15 protein-coding genes and 3 pseudogenes are annotated in these 15,049 nt (G+C 47.4%); 1 reads left to right on the top strand and 17 read right to left on the bottom strand.

All coding sequences use genetic code 11. The features are described from left to right. The first annotated feature begins 52 nt into the window (after nt 1-52). Nucleotides 53-1,262, top strand: a pseudogene (locus GC128_RS16795) (tyrosine-type recombinase/integrase). Between the two features lie 306 nt (nt 1,263-1,568). On the opposite strand, the gene GC128_RS16790 reads toward GC128_RS16795, so the two are convergent. The 17 genes and pseudogenes from GC128_RS16790 to GC128_RS16705 all read right to left on the bottom strand — a co-directional run bounded on the left by GC128_RS16790 (nt 1,569) and on the right by GC128_RS16705 (nt 15,035). Next, nucleotides 1,569-2,930, bottom strand: coding sequence for a VasL domain-containing protein (locus GC128_RS16790; protein WP_151995272.1), 1,362 nt, complete (start codon nt 2,928-2,930; stop codon nt 1,569-1,571). Between the two features lie 34 nt (nt 2,931-2,964). Further along, the gene (gene tssE / locus GC128_RS16785) at nt 2,965-3,414 is read right to left on the bottom strand and encodes a type VI secretion system baseplate subunit TssE (RefSeq protein ID WP_115631965.1); all 450 of its coding nucleotides are present in this window, start codon (nt 3,412-3,414) and stop codon (nt 2,965-2,967) included. A gap of 25 nt (nt 3,415-3,439) precedes the next feature. Further along, nucleotides 3,440-3,994: a hypothetical protein gene (locus GC128_RS16780; RefSeq protein ID WP_151995271.1), complete on the bottom strand. Its 555-nt coding sequence runs from the start codon at nt 3,992-3,994 to the stop codon at nt 3,440-3,442. Between the two features lie 137 nt (nt 3,995-4,131). Beyond that, nucleotides 4,132-4,398, bottom strand: a pseudogene (locus GC128_RS16770) (contractile injection system protein, VgrG/Pvc8 family); the annotation flags it as partial. A 12-nt stretch (nt 4,399-4,410) separates the two neighbouring features. After that, nucleotides 4,411-5,181, bottom strand: a complete 771-nt coding sequence (locus tag GC128_RS16765) for an Imm52 family immunity protein (protein WP_226812162.1) — start codon at nt 5,179-5,181, stop codon at nt 4,411-4,413. After that, the gene (locus tag GC128_RS16760) at nt 5,181-5,933 is read right to left on the bottom strand and encodes a Tox-REase-5 domain-containing protein (RefSeq protein ID WP_151995270.1); all 753 of its coding nucleotides are present in this window, start codon (nt 5,931-5,933) and stop codon (nt 5,181-5,183) included. The genes GC128_RS16765 and GC128_RS16760 overlap by 1 nt, the downstream gene beginning before the upstream one ends. Continuing rightward, a complete protein-coding gene (locus GC128_RS16755; RefSeq protein WP_151995269.1) occupies nt 5,933-6,277 on the bottom strand; it encodes a hypothetical protein in 345 nt (114 codons plus the stop codon). The genes GC128_RS16760 and GC128_RS16755 overlap by 1 nt, the downstream gene beginning before the upstream one ends. Next, nucleotides 6,271-6,774, bottom strand: coding sequence for a DUF4123 domain-containing protein (locus tag GC128_RS16750; protein ID WP_151995268.1), 504 nt, complete (start codon nt 6,772-6,774; stop codon nt 6,271-6,273). Before GC128_RS16750 ends, GC128_RS16755 begins: the two co-directional genes overlap by 7 nt. After that, nucleotides 6,771-8,636 (bottom strand): annotated as a pseudogene (locus GC128_RS16745) (type VI secretion system Vgr family protein); the annotation flags it as partial. The gene GC128_RS16750 and the pseudogene GC128_RS16745, both read right to left, overlap by 4 nt. A 12-nt stretch (nt 8,637-8,648) precedes the next feature. Continuing rightward, nucleotides 8,649-9,368, bottom strand: coding sequence for an Imm52 family immunity protein (locus GC128_RS16740; protein ID WP_151995267.1), 720 nt, complete (start codon nt 9,366-9,368; stop codon nt 8,649-8,651). 2 nt (nt 9,369-9,370) lie between these two features. Continuing rightward, nucleotides 9,371-10,120 carry a Tox-REase-5 domain-containing protein gene (locus tag GC128_RS16735; RefSeq protein WP_151995266.1) on the bottom strand — a complete coding sequence of 250 codons (750 nt, stop codon included), beginning with the start codon at nt 10,118-10,120 and terminating at the stop codon, nt 9,371-9,373. Continuing rightward, nucleotides 10,120-10,464: a hypothetical protein gene (locus tag GC128_RS16730; protein ID WP_151995265.1), complete on the bottom strand. Its 345-nt coding sequence runs from the start codon at nt 10,462-10,464 to the stop codon at nt 10,120-10,122. Before GC128_RS16730 ends, GC128_RS16735 begins: the two co-directional genes overlap by 1 nt. After that, entirely contained in the window at nt 10,458-10,961 is a 504-nt protein-coding gene (locus GC128_RS16725; protein ID WP_151995264.1) for a DUF4123 domain-containing protein, read from the bottom strand. Before GC128_RS16725 ends, GC128_RS16730 begins: the two co-directional genes overlap by 7 nt. Further along, nucleotides 10,958-13,270, bottom strand: a complete 2,313-nt coding sequence (locus GC128_RS16720; RefSeq protein ID WP_407643522.1) for a type VI secretion system Vgr family protein — start codon at nt 13,268-13,270, stop codon at nt 10,958-10,960. Before GC128_RS16720 ends, GC128_RS16725 begins: the two co-directional genes overlap by 4 nt. Nucleotides 13,271-13,310: 40 nt before the next feature. Next, nucleotides 13,311-14,003: an Imm52 family immunity protein gene (locus GC128_RS16715; protein ID WP_151995262.1), complete on the bottom strand. Its 693-nt coding sequence runs from the start codon at nt 14,001-14,003 to the stop codon at nt 13,311-13,313. An 8-nt stretch (nt 14,004-14,011) separates the two neighbouring features. After that, the gene (locus tag GC128_RS16710) at nt 14,012-14,686 is read right to left on the bottom strand and encodes a restriction endonuclease fold toxin 5 domain-containing protein (RefSeq protein ID WP_151995261.1); all 675 of its coding nucleotides are present in this window, start codon (nt 14,684-14,686) and stop codon (nt 14,012-14,014) included. Beyond that, the gene (locus GC128_RS16705; RefSeq protein ID WP_151995260.1) at nt 14,679-15,035 is read right to left on the bottom strand and encodes a hypothetical protein; all 357 of its coding nucleotides are present in this window, start codon (nt 15,033-15,035) and stop codon (nt 14,679-14,681) included. Before GC128_RS16705 ends, GC128_RS16710 begins: the two co-directional genes overlap by 8 nt. Between the last annotated feature and the right edge of the window lie 14 nt (nt 15,036-15,049).

Below are 15,049 nucleotides of genomic sequence, written 5' to 3'. Positions count from 1 at the left end.
CTGGGGGCCTATATGGGGGCTTACCGTGTTCAATAAAAAGTGATGCCCCCAAATGCCGCTCAATGCACGTCAGATGGACACAGCAAAGCCCAAAGAAAAGATCTATAAACTCGCTGATGGCGGCGGGCTCTATCTTCAGGTCAATGTTAACGGCTCTAAATACTGGCGCATGAAATATCGATTTGCTGGTAAAGAGAAAAAATTATCCTTCGGGACCTACCCAGATGTTTCTCTTGCTAATGCTCGTGCTAGAAGGGAAGAAGCCAGAAAAATTTTGGCTGCGAATAATGATCCTGGTGAAGTTAAAAAAGCAGAACAACTTGCTAAGAAGAATTCTATCGATAATACCTTTGAAGCTATCGCGACTGAATGGTATACCGCTAAAATGCCTAACTGGTCCGAAAACTATACAAGTTACGTGATCAGGGCATTTAAAAATAATGTCTTTCCTTATATTGGTTCTCGTCCAATCGATGGGATCAAACCTCTTGAACTTCTGTCGGCGCTACAACGCATTGAAAAACGTGGCGCGCCAGAGTTAGCCAGCAAAGTGCGGCAACGATGCGGTGAAGTTTTTCGGTACGCAATTGTGACGGGCCGAGCAGAGCACAACCCAGCGCCAGATCTTGCCAGCGCATTGCAAGGGCACCAAAAACAACACTACCCTTTTCTATCCGTAACTGAACTTCCAGAATTTCTTAGCAAACTGGGTTTGTACACCGGGAGTGTAATAACTCAGCTAGCAACCCGTTTACTCATGCTAACAGGCTTGAGAACAGTGGAGTTACGCATGGCTGAATGAAATTGATTTTGATAACAACGTTTGGGAAATACCAAAATCCAGAATGAAGATGAGACGGCCCCATCTGGTTCCGCTATCTACTCAAGCTATACATGCCCTTCGCCGCCTTGAACAGCTAACAGGTAACTACAAACTGATTTTCTCAGGGCGGAATGACGTAAACAAACCGATGAGCGAAGCCAGTATTAACATGGTAATCAAGCGTATAGGTTATGATGGTCGAGCAACTGGCCACGGTTTCCGCCACACGATGAGTACTATCCTGCATGAACAAGGCTATAACACCGCATGGATCGAGATGCAGCTTGCACATGTGGATAAAAACAGCATTCGGGGTACATACAACCATGCGCAGTATCTGGAAGGAAGACAAGAGATGATGCAGTGGTATGCGGATTACATTGACGATCTAGCTGATAACAAAATGGTTTCACATCATTCGCTAGGTAAAAGTGGGTAATGAACATAACAGACATCTAGCCATCAAAGTGGTCAGATGTCTTTTTTTGTCATTTTTCACATGAATCGTCATGGGTGGTTACTTTACTTATTAGTTATGTGTACTGCTGGCTCACTACTGGAGCCTGACCGTTTTTCTTCCATGGCTATATGGACCAGAAGGCACCAGGACAAATGAACCTGTTCCTCGGTGATCTGCGTTTGATATTGTGGAGTCAAATCGTCTATCCCTTTGCTTAATCTGAAGCTTTAGTATCCCAATGCACAATCGAAATCGCAATACCAGGTCTTAAAGGTATGACTTCACCTATTCCCCGCTCCCGGGTGTGACCAGCATGTAGGAATTGTTCAACTGCCTGAGCTGTAAATCTGCCCGGTTTTGTAAGTCCCGAGACACTGGCTGGTTTACAGGGGATGTTTGCAATTGCCGTATCAGCTCTTCGGCCGGGATGCTGTCATTGAATGACTTCGATATAGAGAACACCGCCGTTTTGAGCTCACTCACCGTCATGTACTTGCCCTTCTTTTCGTCCAGTTGGTTCAGTCTGTCCTGGAGTTTCTGAAGCTCAGTCAATCCCTGATACCACCCACTAATACTGGCAGCAGGCAAAGAATTCGCCACTAACTTGGACTGCCAGTCTTTTGAAACTGTTTTTGACAGTTCGGTATCGGGGTAAAGATGACGAGTTTGCTCGACCAGTTGAGAGCCATATTGTAACGGCCAGTATGGAGGTATGGTGATGAGTTCATCCAGTCGGGTTTTTAATGTCTTCGCATAGCTATCACTGTTTGCTAACCATGAAGGTGAATCATGCCGTAGTTGATCAGCAACGGGAAGTGGCAAACTGGTTGGTAACGCTGTGAGAGATGACATCACCGCCTCTTCCTCTGGATGGCTAAACAATGTCGGTATGAATTTAAACGCGACGAGGCTCAATACCCCCGCCGTCAGCAATCCACTGAGGAATGCCAGACCGGGTGCGATTCGGGGGGTTGGTTTCTGCCTGACTTCGACATTAACCGTTGGCTGAGTATCTACAACATATACCCAACGTGGACTGTTGTTCACTTCTGCCGCAAGATCCTCTACCCGTACTGGCAGCGTGACGTCAGTACGATGGCTTTCTAACTGGTCTGAGGAAGCATCGCTATTTTCGAGCCTGACTACGGCATTTTTCAATATTTGTCGCAGCATGTCAGTTCCGGCTGCATTGTGAAGCTCCAGACGTTGCAAGGTTTCACCTGTGGAGCTCAGCAATTTTTCGCTCTGGTACAGGGCTGGTAAATCGACTCTGTGAAATGACAGTGTCCTGAATTGCTGCTGGAGACGTTTACTCAGGCTGCTGAGTATTTCAATACGGGCATGTGCCGATGCAGGCCACATCGTTGACCACTGATAACGTATCAGGGCATCAAGAATCGCCATGCCTTCATTGAAACCCTGTATACCAGCCAGGTTTGTTCTTGCCAGGGTATACCATGCCGCCGTCTGGAGTTCGACACCATTGGTATCGAACAGATTTAATGCCAGTTTTTCAACATACTGCCATTTCACGTCTGGACGAGCGGGATGGGATAGTTTTGAGAGTTCATCACGTAATGCGGAGAAATCTGGCAGTGTGCGGGGATCGCTTCCTGTTTTAAGGTGGCGTTCGGCTGAATGGAACATTGTGAAGTCCGTATCGAATGAGGGGTTGGGGGAGTTAAATAAACTGGTGTTTTTCCAGATACTGCTGTTGTTTCAGATGCCTGAGCATCACCTTACCTTCAGGCATGAATTCAGTGCCGTACCGTACAAGCCCAATACCTTTCAGTTCGGCATCGATGGCGTAACGCAGCTCTCCAGGTACTTCCTGTTCAAGCAGTGTGACATTGAGCGTCTGCAAACGAGGCTCATACTTCAGTAAAACGCCGGAAAGTGTATCTATCAGTTCATGGGCGGTTCCAGGCATGCCTTGCAGGATTTTAGTCATATCCGGTAAACCGAAATCGGGTAAATGAGAGATGGCACCCGCACGTGAGTTCAGTATCCGTTGGATATTATCCAGTACGGATAAAATAACCTGGTCCTCTTCATTTGCCAGTTCAAGGGGAAGGTCACCCGTGAAATTGCCAGTGAGAATTTCATATAAGGAGGGGGATTTTCTATCCATAGTTTTCTTTAACTCATTCTTTTAATTAACTGTGAAGTATCAAAAACTCACTCAGCTCACTCGATAGTTCACTACGAACTAAATATTTCCCTTTCTCTTCTTCAGTCAGAGAGGACCAAAATGGAGACCAGTAAACATTCCACCATAGCTCTACATCACCCTGCAAACTGCCTAGAGCCTCAAAATCACGTTCTGGAAAAACAATATGAGGAGCTGGCGGCTCAAGGTTCATATCATAAAGATTCTTAATAAACTTGTTATTGTTGGTAATTATAGCTATTACTGTCTGATTAAATTCCTCAAATTTGAAAAAATGAAGTGCCTTGCCGTTAAATGACAAGCTTTCTTTGTTTTCTTTTATTTTTTTATGAAAGAAAACCTCAATCTCATTTTCTATTTTTTTTACATCAATTAAGTTAATCATGAATCTTGTTGAATATGCGTGTATTTTATTGTTTTCTAGTGATGAAAAAAAAGGGTATGATTTTTTTGATTCTAATAGCTTTTCAAATGATGACCGTGGATAAAATTTTTGAAGGTTGTTTTCTTTTCTAAAAAGATTAAATAAATTAATTTTCATCTATGTAGTCCGCAATCCAGTCTGCACCATAATATCCGGTCGCGCCAAATACTATCCCCCCACAAGCCCAGTAATAACTGTACCTGGTCCTACTGCCGCACCAGCAACAGTCCCTATTTTAACTTCCGCCACAAAAGGGCGGCGTAGCGGTAATGTTCACCTGTTATGCTGGCAACCGTGCCGGTGACCACCTGGTTTTTAGTGCGCACATCCCACACTGACTCCGCCGCACCATCGTACAGACCGGACGGCTCGCTGTACGGCAGGCGCACATCAAACTGATAGTTGAGCTGGCTGTCGGCCAGGATAAAGACATCCATTTCCCGGATGCTGTCCATCTCAGTACGCCAGTAAATCCCCACTTCCGACAGAATGCGCTGAACAAACTCCAAGTCGGTTTCCCGCTACGGATATAATTAAAGCTCTGTAATCAATGGCAAAAAACCAAGGTCCAAAAGCTTTATTTCTATGTCATTAGCTTTGCCGATGTGTTCTTTGTTGTTTCCATCAAATATTTCTTCGGTTGAAACAACAATTGTTCCATTTTGCTTTTCACCATTCATGACAGGAATAATCCTGGCTGCTTCAGGAATTAACTCAGGAATAAGGACAGCAGGAATATACAACATCCACCCACATGAAATCCTGTCGGGAAACACTTTCTTATATACTTCGTCATATCCATTTTCTTTGGGGATTATTTCGGAAAAACTATAACCACCAGACTCTACAGAAAGATATGTACAATATTCGTTGAGTTCTAAAAGATGCTTTAGAAAGACCACCATCCGATCAAATGTAAGTTTTGTTTTAGTAATGTTGATTGGGAACTCAACTGTCAGCGACATAGGATTAGTACGTCGATTAGCACTGGATATAGATGATGTTAAATCGATCCCTGCACTATCTTCATCAGATTCACCATCCCAAATACCCTCACCAAAAAATGGATAGTTTTTTTTATACCTCTTTTCCCATCTTGACTGCACTGCCTCAGAAACATCTGAATCAGTGAACAACCGATGTTGACTTGCTTGCTTTCTTGAAAATCCTTTCTCATACCATATTTTTTTGGTGTCCAGCATCAAATTTAAATTATTGCACACCTCATCAAATATTATTAATGCGCGGGATACATCAATTGGGGTGCTAAGGCCAAATTCCTGCTCAACTCTTATTGTTAACATTATGGTTGCCACCTTGTGATAATATCTTGGTGCTTCATAAATATTTTCTGGAAATACCTGTAACTTATTGGTTGCATAAATATCCAAACTACTTTTAATGGTTTATTTACTGATGCGACAGCCTGATGTCGTGACGCTTGATTTTTAGCACTTATATCCCCCGTCCACCATGATTTCCGAGACCCATCTGGTCTAAAAAATTGATCATACCGCGCCTTGGCCTCCCAGAACTGACACAGCTTATCTTTCCAGCCATCAAATGACACACCACAATACTTAAACTCCTGAATTTGTTTTGTTTCAGGATTATAGAATGTGCCACAGATACGCGTCTGGTAATTAATCGTCACCTCACTCCAGCGCGAACACCGCCTGACCATAGGTGAAACCTTCCCTTCTGGTGGGCAGTTTTCACAGGTCTTTTCATCCGTTTTAGCCTGTGCTCCAGCTTTAGTGTCAACGCCTTCGTAACTCACTGTTTCTGAGTAGTCCATGTCATCCTCCCAGAAATCCGCATGGGTTTCGGCACTGACAACCATCGGTTCGTTCAGGATTGGATCATAAGGCTTTCCCTGATAGTCAAATCCACCGTTACTCCGGGACTGAGCATTTCCTGAGTCGGGAAAAGACATATCATCATCTTCCCAGCCTCCGTGACTTTGCGTCCCGGGATATGTCGATGAACCAACACCACCACCTGCGGCCCCGACGCTTCCTGTCGCAGCTCCGGTACCAATACCAATCCAGACCATCAGAGTCCTCTCCTTTCCCTGTTTATCACCACGTGCTTAAAATCTTCCAAACGCTGATCCGCTGAATAGCCATTAGGCGTTTTCAGCCATTTATCTATTTCCGGCTTAAGGTAAAATCCCGGATAGAATGTCTCCAGTCGCAAAAAATCCCGCCTCACATTTTTTTCTTTAAGTGGTAAGGTGTTTGCATAGTCCAGCGCTTTCCTCAGTCGTGCGAGGAAGGTGTCATCCGGTTCGTTTATGACCGGATATTTCTTCTTCAGTTTTTGCACGGTATCACGGACAAAATCATCGTCTTCCATCTGACCTGCGCTGGCACACTGTTCTTCAGACAGCTTCAACATATGAACTCCCTGTGTTTAATTGACCAGGCTTTTCCGTCAAAAGTTGTGACCCACTCTTGCGTAAGATGGGTCAACTTCTGGTGTTGCAGGCTATCCAGCATTGCCCCAAGGCGAACCTGTACGCGTGGGTCCTGAAGACGCAATAAAGCCGCCCGACCGTCAGGAAGTCCGATATTGATGTTTTTCTGAAAATGCTCAACCAGATCTGCTGGCGTAGCAGAAGATAAAATCCATGATACAGAGGGTAATGTGGCCTCCAGTTCGCACAGTTTTTCTCGAATACCCATCGCTTCGTTTATGCCAATAATCCAGGGGCCAGCAAAAGCAATACGTGAATCCGGCCAGGTATTGAACAGAGGCAAAACTTCTTCCCGTTTAAATACCAGTTCCTCCCCCGTAAAGCGTTCATATTGCAGACCATCGACGAGAGCAAATAAAGTGACTTCTGTCGTGTGTATCAAGCTCTGCACCGCATGGCTGAAGCTGAGACTGCTCATGACTCTCCCCTTACGACAAAAGTGTCACCATTCATCGCCGCTTTCATCAGGCAACTGAGGCAAATTCCGCTCCCGGTCACAGCCTGGATGGGTATGTTTGCCGCCCCTGCAAACATCGTTCTTTTCACCTTGCGGATATACGACGCTGTCGTGCCGTACTCCACCTTCCCCGCCTCCAGCTTCAGATAACTGCCGCCGCCAATCAGCGTGATGCGCTTCTTCCCGGCAAACGAGATGTCACTTTCTGAAGTAAACGTCAGTTTCTTCTCTGCAAACAGCCGCATGCTGGCGTTCTGGGCCTGCATGTCTATCGGGCCTTCTCCCGCTTTCAGACTTAGCTGCCCGGTGCGGGCAAACAGCCCCAGCTTCTCCCCGGCAAGGGCGGTCATATTGCCCATCACACCGGCACTGATATCGCCCCCGGCATTGATGGCAACGTTTTTTGTGGCCGTCAGTTGCAGGTGTTCGCCACTGGTGAAGGCTATCCCTTCAGGGGCTGAGAAAAGAATGGCTTCATTGAGCGGTTTCAGCCGCTGCGCAAACATCTGTATCTGGCTGTCGATGTCCGCCTTCAGGGCTTCTGCCTGCTCTGCGGCCATCTCCAGCTGTTGCAGTTGCTGGTTCAGCTGGTCGATTTCTTTCAGGGCCGCGTCCATATCCAGCACCTCGCCCCGGGCTTTGGCCTGTGCATCCGCGCTGATAAACAGTCCTTTACCGGCGCGTATCGTGCCCCGTTCGTCAGTACGCAGCTCCGTGCCTTTGCCACGGGGCTGCGCCTTCTCATCCACCAGATGGCCGGTGTTCAGCTGGGTTTTTCCGTACTCCGTCGCGAGCTTGATATGCTCTTCGCCGCGCTGGTCCTCCATCCGCAGCTTGTTGTTGGCCGGGGTCCTGAGGACATTGCGGGTGTGATTGTCACGGTTAACGTGGTCGGGGTGCTCTGAGTCATGCATCGCATGCGAGATATACGGCAGGTCGATATCACCATTACCGTACGCAATCGCCACTTCTGTCCCGTCAATCAGCGGCGTATGCCAGCCAAGGGTGTCACCCGAATAGGGCTTTGCCATACGCAGCCACAGATAGCCGTACCCTTGCTCCGTCCCTTCCCGGTCAAAGTCCAGCTTTACGCGGTAGCGGCCCTGCTCATCCAGGTGGGCATAAATATCATTCTTTTCCCGGCTTTCAATGCGCGCTGGCAGGGTGCCGTGGATTTCCGGGCGCGGGATTTCAACCGGGCGGAAACTGTAGCGCTCGCTGTAGGGCATCCCTTCGACCGACACATGCAGGCGGGTATCGCGGGCGGCACGGTAAGTGATAAGGGTGATAATCACCCCCTCTTTCAGGGCGCTGATAACCGCACCCTGCGGCTCCAGCACCTGGCCGGGGGTCAGGCAGGCGGCGTTGCTGTCAAGGCTAACACGGGCAGATTTGTTCAGTTCGCGCTCATGGTGGAGTCGGGCATAAAACGCCCCGCTTTCGGTTTCCGACTCCGGCTCGGTGTCATCCCCGGCTTCGCGGTAAGGGGCAGCGTAGCGGTAATGTTCGCCTGTCATGCTGGCGTCCTGCCGTACACTCACTGCTGTATCGAGTGGGGTACTGGCGGTGCGGTAGTTGTAATCACGCGTGGCAACCGTGCCGGTGACCACTTTGTTCCGGGTGCGCACATCCCACACCGACTCTGCCGCACCATCGTACAGACCGGACGGCTCGCTGTACGGCAGGCGCACATCAAACTGATAATTGAGCTGGCTGTCGGCAAAAATATACACCTCCAGCTCACGGGTGCTGTCCATCTCCGTGCGCCAGTAAATCCCCACTTCCGACAGAATGCGCTGAACAAATTCCAGGTCGGTTTCCCGCTACGGATATAATTAAAGCTCTGTAATCAATGGCAAAAACCCAAGGTCCAAAAGCTTTATTTCTATGTCATTTGCTTTACCAACATGTTCTTTGTTTTCTCCATCGAATATCTCTTCGGTCGAAACAACAATTGTTCCTTTTTGTTTTTCGCCATCCATTACAGGTATTACTCTGGCTGCTTCCGGGATTAGTTCAGGAAGGAGGATTGCGGGTATATATAACATCCAACCCACGCTTAACCTATCAGGAAAAACATTATTATCAAAAAAACGATAACCTTTGGTATCAGCATTTATATATGAACACTCAAAATAGCAGGCAATGTTTGAGAACAGAACAATGAAGCTCTCTAAGTCTAGATTTTCATTTTGCGACACCATATGCAATTCAACATTAGCTCGATTAGCTTGGTCGAAAAACATTTTTCGATAATTAATGGAGCTACTGTAATCACCTTTGCCATCCCAAACGCTTTCAACAAAAAGAGGTGTATCTTTCTTATATCGCTTATCCCATTTTATAAATGTACTTTCAGTAATTTTATTATTATCAAACGCCAAGTGTGACAATGCTTGTTTTTTTGAATATCCAGTCTCATACCATTTATAGTGTTGTCCAAGCAACTTATTTGACTCGGAAACCAAAAACGAAAATTGTTCAATGATTTTCTCAAAGGCGATATTTTCTAAACCAGTTGTAAACGTAAAATTAACTGATACATCAATGTTCATAATTATGGCTCCCAACGAACGAGAATATCATGCATGCCTTGGAAAATGATTCCAAAATATTTAGCACTGATAGGTTGCATGAAAATCCACACGACTTTTAAAGGTTGATTAACGGTTGCAACAGCCTGATGCCGACCAGCTTGTTTAATCGCACTACTATCGCCAGTCCACCATTCTTTTTTTCGTCCATCAGCTCTGAAAAACTGATCATATCGCGCCTTGGCTTCCCAGAACTGACAAAGCTTATCCTTCCAGCCATCAAATGAAACACCGCAGTACTTAAACTCCTGGATCTGCTGCGTTTCAGGATTATAAAACGTGCCGCAAATGCGAGTCTGGTAGCTTATGGTACTCACACTCCACCGAGAACAACGCCTGACCATGGGTAAAACCTTGCCTTCCGGTGGGCAGTTTTCACAGGTTTTTTCATCCGTTTTTGCCTGCGCTCCGGCTTTGGTATCAACACCCTCGTAACTCACCGTTTCTGAGTAATCTATGTCATCCTCCCAGAAATCCGCATGGGTTTCGGCACTGACAACCATCGGTTCGTTCAGGATTGGATCATAAGGCTTTCCCTGGTAGTCAAATCCCCCGTTACTCCGGGACTGTGCATTTCCTGGGTCGGGAAAAGACATATCATCATCTTCCCAGCCACCGTGACTTTGCGTCCCGGGATATGTCGATGAACCAACCCCCCCACCTGCCGCCCCGGCGCTTCCTGCTGTCGCACCACCAAGAACAATGCCAACCATCAGAGTCCTCTCCTTTCCCTGTTAATCACTATGTGCTTAAAATCTTCCAGACGCTGGTCTGCTGAATAGCCATTAGGCGTTTTCAGCCATTTATCTATTTCCGGCTTGAGGTAAAATCCCGGATAGAATGTCTCCAGTCGCAAAAAATCCCGCCTCACATTTTTTTCTTTCAGTGGTAAGGTGTTTGCATAGTCCAGCGCTTTCCTCAGCCTGCTGAAGAAGGTGTCATCTGGTTCGTTTATGACCGGATATTTCTTCTTCAGTTTTTGCGCGGTATCACGGACAAAATCATCGTCTTCCATTTGACCTGCGCTGGCGCACTGTTCTTCAGACAGCTTTAGCATATGAACTCCCTTTGTTTAAGTGACCAGGCTTTTCCGTCAATAGTTGTGACCCACTCTCGCGTAAGATGGGTTAACTTCTGGTGTTGCAGGCTATCCAGCATTGCCCCAAGGCGAACCTGTACGCGTGGGTCCTGAATACGCAATAAAGCCGCCCGACCGTCAGGAAGTCCGATATTGATGTTTTTCTGAAAATGCTCAACCAGATCTGCTGGCGTAGCAGAAGATAAAATCCATGATACAGAGGGTAATGTGGCCTCCAGTTCGCACAGTTTTTCTCGAATACCCATCGCTTCGTTTATGCCAATAATCCAGGGGCCAGCAAAAGCAATACGTGAATCCGGCCAGGTATTGAACAGAGGCAAAACTTCTTCCCGTTTAAATACCAGTTCCTCCCCCGTAAAGCGTTCATATTGCAGACCATCGACGAGAGCAAATAAAGTGACTTCTGTCGTGTGTATCAAGCTCTGCACCGCATGGCTGAAGCTGAGACTGCTCATGACTCTCCCCTTACGACAAAAGTGTCACCATTCATCGCCGCTTTCATCAGGCAACTGAGGCAAATTCCGCTCCCGGTCACAGCCTGGATGGGTATGTTTGCAGCCCCCGCAAACATCGTCTTTTTCACTTTACGGATATACGACGCTGTCGTGCCGTACTCCACCTTCCCTGCCTCCAGCTTCAGGTAGCTGCCACCACCCATTAGCGTGATGCGCTTTTTACCGGCAAAGGTAATGTCGCTTTCTGAGGTAAACGTCAGTTTCTTTTCTGCAAACAGCCGCATATTGCTGTTCTGTGCCTGCATGTCCACCGGGCCTTCCCCTGCTTTCAGGCTTAGCTGCCCGGTCCGGGCAAAAAGTCCCAGCTTCTCCCCGGCAAGGGCGGTCATATTGCCCATTACACCGGCACTGATATCGCCCCCGGCATTGAGGGCGACGTTTTTCGTGGCCGTCAGTTGCAGGTGCTCGCCACTGGTGAGCGCTATTCCTTCCGGGGCTGAGAACAGCATGGCTTCATTAAGGGGTTTCAGCCGCTGCTCAAACATCTGTATCTGGCTGTCGATATCCGCCTTCAGCGCCTGGGCCTGCTCTGCGGCCATTTCCAGCTGTTGCAGTTGCTGGTTCAGCTGGTCGATTTCCTTCAGTGCGGCGTCCATATCCAGCACCTCGCCCCGGGCTTTACTCTGCCCGTCCGCACTGACAAACAGCCCTTTACCGGCGCGTATGGTGCCCCGTTCGTCGGTGCGTAACTCGGTGCCGGTGCCACGGGGCCGCGCCTTCTCATCCACCAGGTGGCCGGTGTTCAGCTGGGTTTTTCCGTATTCCGTCGCGAGCTTGATATGCTCCTCGCCGCGCTGGTCCTCCATTCGCAGTTTGTTGTTGGCAGGCGTTCTGAGGACGTTGCGGGTGTGGTTGTCGCGGTTCACGTGGTCCGGATGTTCGGAGTCGTGCATGGCGTGGGAGATATACGGCAGGTCGATATCGCCGTTGCTGTACGCAATCGCCACTTCTGTCCCGTCAATCAGCGGTGTATGCCAGCCGAGCGTGTCACCCGAATACGGTTTCGCCATCCGCAACCACAGATAGCCGTAACCCGGCTCCGTCCCTTCCCGGTCAAAATCGAGTTTTACCCGGTAGCGGCCCTGGTCATCCAGGTGGGCATAAATATCGTTCTTCTCCCGGCTTTCTATTCGCGCAGGCAGGGTGCCGTGAATTTCCGGGCGCGGGATTTCAACCGGGCGGAAGCTGTAGCGCTCGCTGTACGGCATCCCGTCGACCGACACATGCAGACGGGTATCACGGGCCGCGCGGTAAGTGACCACGGTGATAATCACACCTTCCTGCAGGGCGCTGATAACCGCGCCCTGCGGCTCCAGCACCTGGCCCGGTGTCAGGCCGGAGGCATTACTGTCAAGACTGACCCGGGCTGATTTATTCAGTTCGCGCTCATGGTGAATGCGGGCATAAAACGCCCCGCTCCCGGTTTCCGGCTCCGGGTCGGTGTCATCCCCGGCTTCGCGGTAAGGGGCAGCGTAGCGATAATGTTCGCCTGTCATGCTGGCGTCCTGCCGCACACTCACTGCCGTATCCAGTGGGGTACTGGCGGTGCGGTAGTTGTAATCACGCGTGGCAACCGTGCCGGTCACCACCTGGTTTTTAGTGCGCACATCCCACACCGACTCTGCCGCACCATCGTAAAGACCGGACGGCTCGCTGTACGGCAGGCGCACATCAAACTGGTAGTTGAGCTGGCTGTCGGCCAGGATAAAGACATCCATTTCCCGGGTGCTGTCCATCTCCGTGCGCCAGTAAATCCCCACTTCCGACAGAATGCGCTGCACAAATTCCAGGTCGGTTTCCCTCCACTGGGTGATGAGTTCACGCGGTGGATAGGTCCGCTCCAGCCGAAACTCAAAATCCGGCCCTTCCAGCCCGTGCTGGCGCAAGACCTGCTCCACCACTTCCGGCACTGACTGGTCCCGGAACACCGCACACTGGCGGGTGAAGGAGAGCAACGCCAGGCGTGAGCTCAGCGTCACTGTGTAATGCGACTGGTCCTGGGTGGTGGACAACCATTCCAGACGGGTGATGATGCCATGAACGTTTTTACCGCTGCGCATCCGCAGGGAGGCATATTTCATCAGCACCTGCTCCGGGGCAATGTTTGCCTGCGGAGTGGTAAATTCAATGTCCCAGCTAAACGGCTCGCTTAATGCTTCGCGCCCGGTAAAGTTCAGTACATCCGGTAGTACGGTGCTGTCGTTGATGTCAAGAACATAGCGCGTCTGTCCGTCAAACAGGGCTAACATCAATTTCAGACTAGGGGTAATGATCGTGTACCAAGTAGACTTATAGCTCCGTCATCAACGGTAAGTGACCATTTGCAGCTAATTCAATTTCAATATTATTAGAAATAGCAATATCATTTTGGTTATTACCATTAAAAATTTCTTTTGATACAATAATCGTACCTGAATTGTCACTGCAATATATAATTTCAAATGCATTAATTGCATCGTTAACATCAATAACCTTAGGGAGATATAACATCCATCCAACGGGCACTCTATCGTTAAAAACTGATTTCTGTTTCATTTTATATTGTTCAGTATCGACCATGATATATCTAACATCCCAAGGGGTGTTTTTCACAATTCTTTTGATTAAATTGATAAATGTTATTTTGTTATTATCATCAGATAGTGATGCAATTGTTAATGTCAGATAATATCTATTATCGGAAATTGCCGGTGTATTCATTAGCCATACTGTTAAAACACTATCATCTTTATTTTTATCTGCTAATACTACATTGAAATTTTTCTTTTTCGCAATCATAGAACTAACATAATCATTAGCTTTTTCTGTTATAAGATTATTATCTATTGCTACCATCATTTCTGTTGGATGAGCGATAAACCATGTGCTAGGTTTCTCCTTCCAATCTGGTAATTGTCTGATAAACTCAGCTAGCTCTTCAAAAATTGAACTCGCTTTAGTTTGTTTATTTTTATAAAAAACAAGCTGTAACTTATAAAACATATGGAACCTCACATATTTTCAGGGAAAATATTTTTAATATATTCAGCAGGCATTGGTTTGTGGATGACATTAATCCTTAACCCACTCATCGCAAACATCTCTTGTGCATAATTTGCGCTCACTGGTTGCATAAAGTACCACTCTAATTTACCTGGAGGCATCCCTTTAATTGCACACTCATTTTGTCTGTTAGCTTGCTCCAAAAAAAGGCCATCATCACCTTTAGTTAGCGCAATAAAAAATTTCAGCGCTCCATTCGTATTAAAAAACTGATCATAGTTCGCCTTACTTTCTTTCAGTATGCATTCTTTTGGAACAAATCCATCAAAAGCCACCCCATAAGTCCATTCCATTATTTTCATCACAGGGAAATGTATAGGGAACTGACATATATAAAACTGATACGCAATACTGACATCGGACCAACCTTCTATATTCTGTAGGGTAACCTGCCCTTGAGTATAGACACACTGATCACAGCCTTCCTCACTGAGTTCTTTTGTCAGTGTTGCAGCTTCACTTTTAACCCGCTCCATCTCCTCCATTCGGGCAAGGTACGCCTCCCTGGCTGCATCAAGCCCCTCAATAATCCCGATAACTCCACCTAAACGGCCTCCCCCCGCCCGGGGAAACGTCCCAGTCCTGCCAGATGGTACAGGAAGCGTACTTCCGATATCACTCATTGATTCCTCCGAACATTCTTTTTACCAGATTCCCCCGGATTTGCTGATACTTGATGTATTCACTCTCAGTGCTTTCTTTACCATTAAGTAGCCAGTCTTGCATTGCTTCGGTTTTATAGAAATAAGGCTCAAAAGCATTCGTTATCAAAAAATCAGTTTTAACCTTTTGGTTCTGAAAGTTGTGAATATTCACGAATTCATCAGCATCTTTTAGTCTTGTAAGTAATTCTTCATCTCCGTAAAGTGAGGGGGAGTTCCTGACAATAACCTCATGTAGGCGTTTAATGTAATTATTACTTTCTCTTTTGGAAAGTTGTTCAATCTGATGCTCCGATAATTTCATTACCATTTACTACTCCATTT

The sequence above is a fragment of the Buttiauxella massiliensis genome (assembly GCF_902500225.1).
GTDB lineage: Bacteria > Pseudomonadota > Gammaproteobacteria > Enterobacterales > Enterobacteriaceae > Buttiauxella > Buttiauxella massiliensis.
This window is presented reverse-complemented; position numbering and strand designations above follow the sequence as displayed.

Coding starts and splice junctions, on each gene's coding strand:
- GC128_RS16705 (WP_151995260.1), bottom strand. CDS start 15,035: ATGGTAATGAAATTATCGGAGCATCAGATTGAACAACTTTCCAAAAGA.
- GC128_RS16790 (WP_151995272.1), bottom strand. CDS start 2,930: ATGTTCCATTCAGCCGAACGCCACCTTAAAACAGGAAGCGATCCCCGC.
- GC128_RS16710 (WP_151995261.1), bottom strand. CDS start 14,686: ATGAGTGATATCGGAAGTACGCTTCCTGTACCATCTGGCAGGACTGGG.
- GC128_RS16730 (WP_151995265.1), bottom strand. CDS start 10,464: ATGCTAAAGCTGTCTGAAGAACAGTGCGCCAGCGCAGGTCAAATGGAA.
- tssE (WP_115631965.1), bottom strand. CDS start 3,414: ATGGATAGAAAATCCCCCTCCTTATATGAAATTCTCACTGGCAATTTC.
- GC128_RS16725 (WP_151995264.1), bottom strand. CDS start 10,961: ATGAGCAGTCTCAGCTTCAGCCATGCGGTGCAGAGCTTGATACACACG.
- GC128_RS16755 (WP_151995269.1), bottom strand. CDS start 6,277: ATGTTGAAGCTGTCTGAAGAACAGTGTGCCAGCGCAGGTCAGATGGAA.
- GC128_RS16735 (WP_151995266.1), bottom strand. CDS start 10,120: ATGGTTGGCATTGTTCTTGGTGGTGCGACAGCAGGAAGCGCCGGGGCG.
- GC128_RS16765 (WP_226812162.1), bottom strand. CDS start 5,181: ATGTTAACAATAAGAGTTGAGCAGGAATTTGGCCTTAGCACCCCAATT.
- GC128_RS16750 (WP_151995268.1), bottom strand. CDS start 6,774: ATGAGCAGTCTCAGCTTCAGCCATGCGGTGCAGAGCTTGATACACACG.
- GC128_RS16715 (WP_151995262.1), bottom strand. CDS start 14,003: ATGTTTTATAAGTTACAGCTTGTTTTTTATAAAAATAAACAAACTAAA.
- GC128_RS16720 (WP_407643522.1), bottom strand. CDS start 13,270: ATGTTAGCCCTGTTTGACGGACAGACGCGCTATGTTCTTGACATCAAC.
- GC128_RS16760 (WP_151995270.1), bottom strand. CDS start 5,933: ATGGTCTGGATTGGTATTGGTACCGGAGCTGCGACAGGAAGCGTCGGG.
- GC128_RS16780 (WP_151995271.1), bottom strand. CDS start 3,994: ATGAAAATTAATTTATTTAATCTTTTTAGAAAAGAAAACAACCTTCAA.
- GC128_RS16740 (WP_151995267.1), bottom strand. CDS start 9,368: ATGAACATTGATGTATCAGTTAATTTTACGTTTACAACTGGTTTAGAA.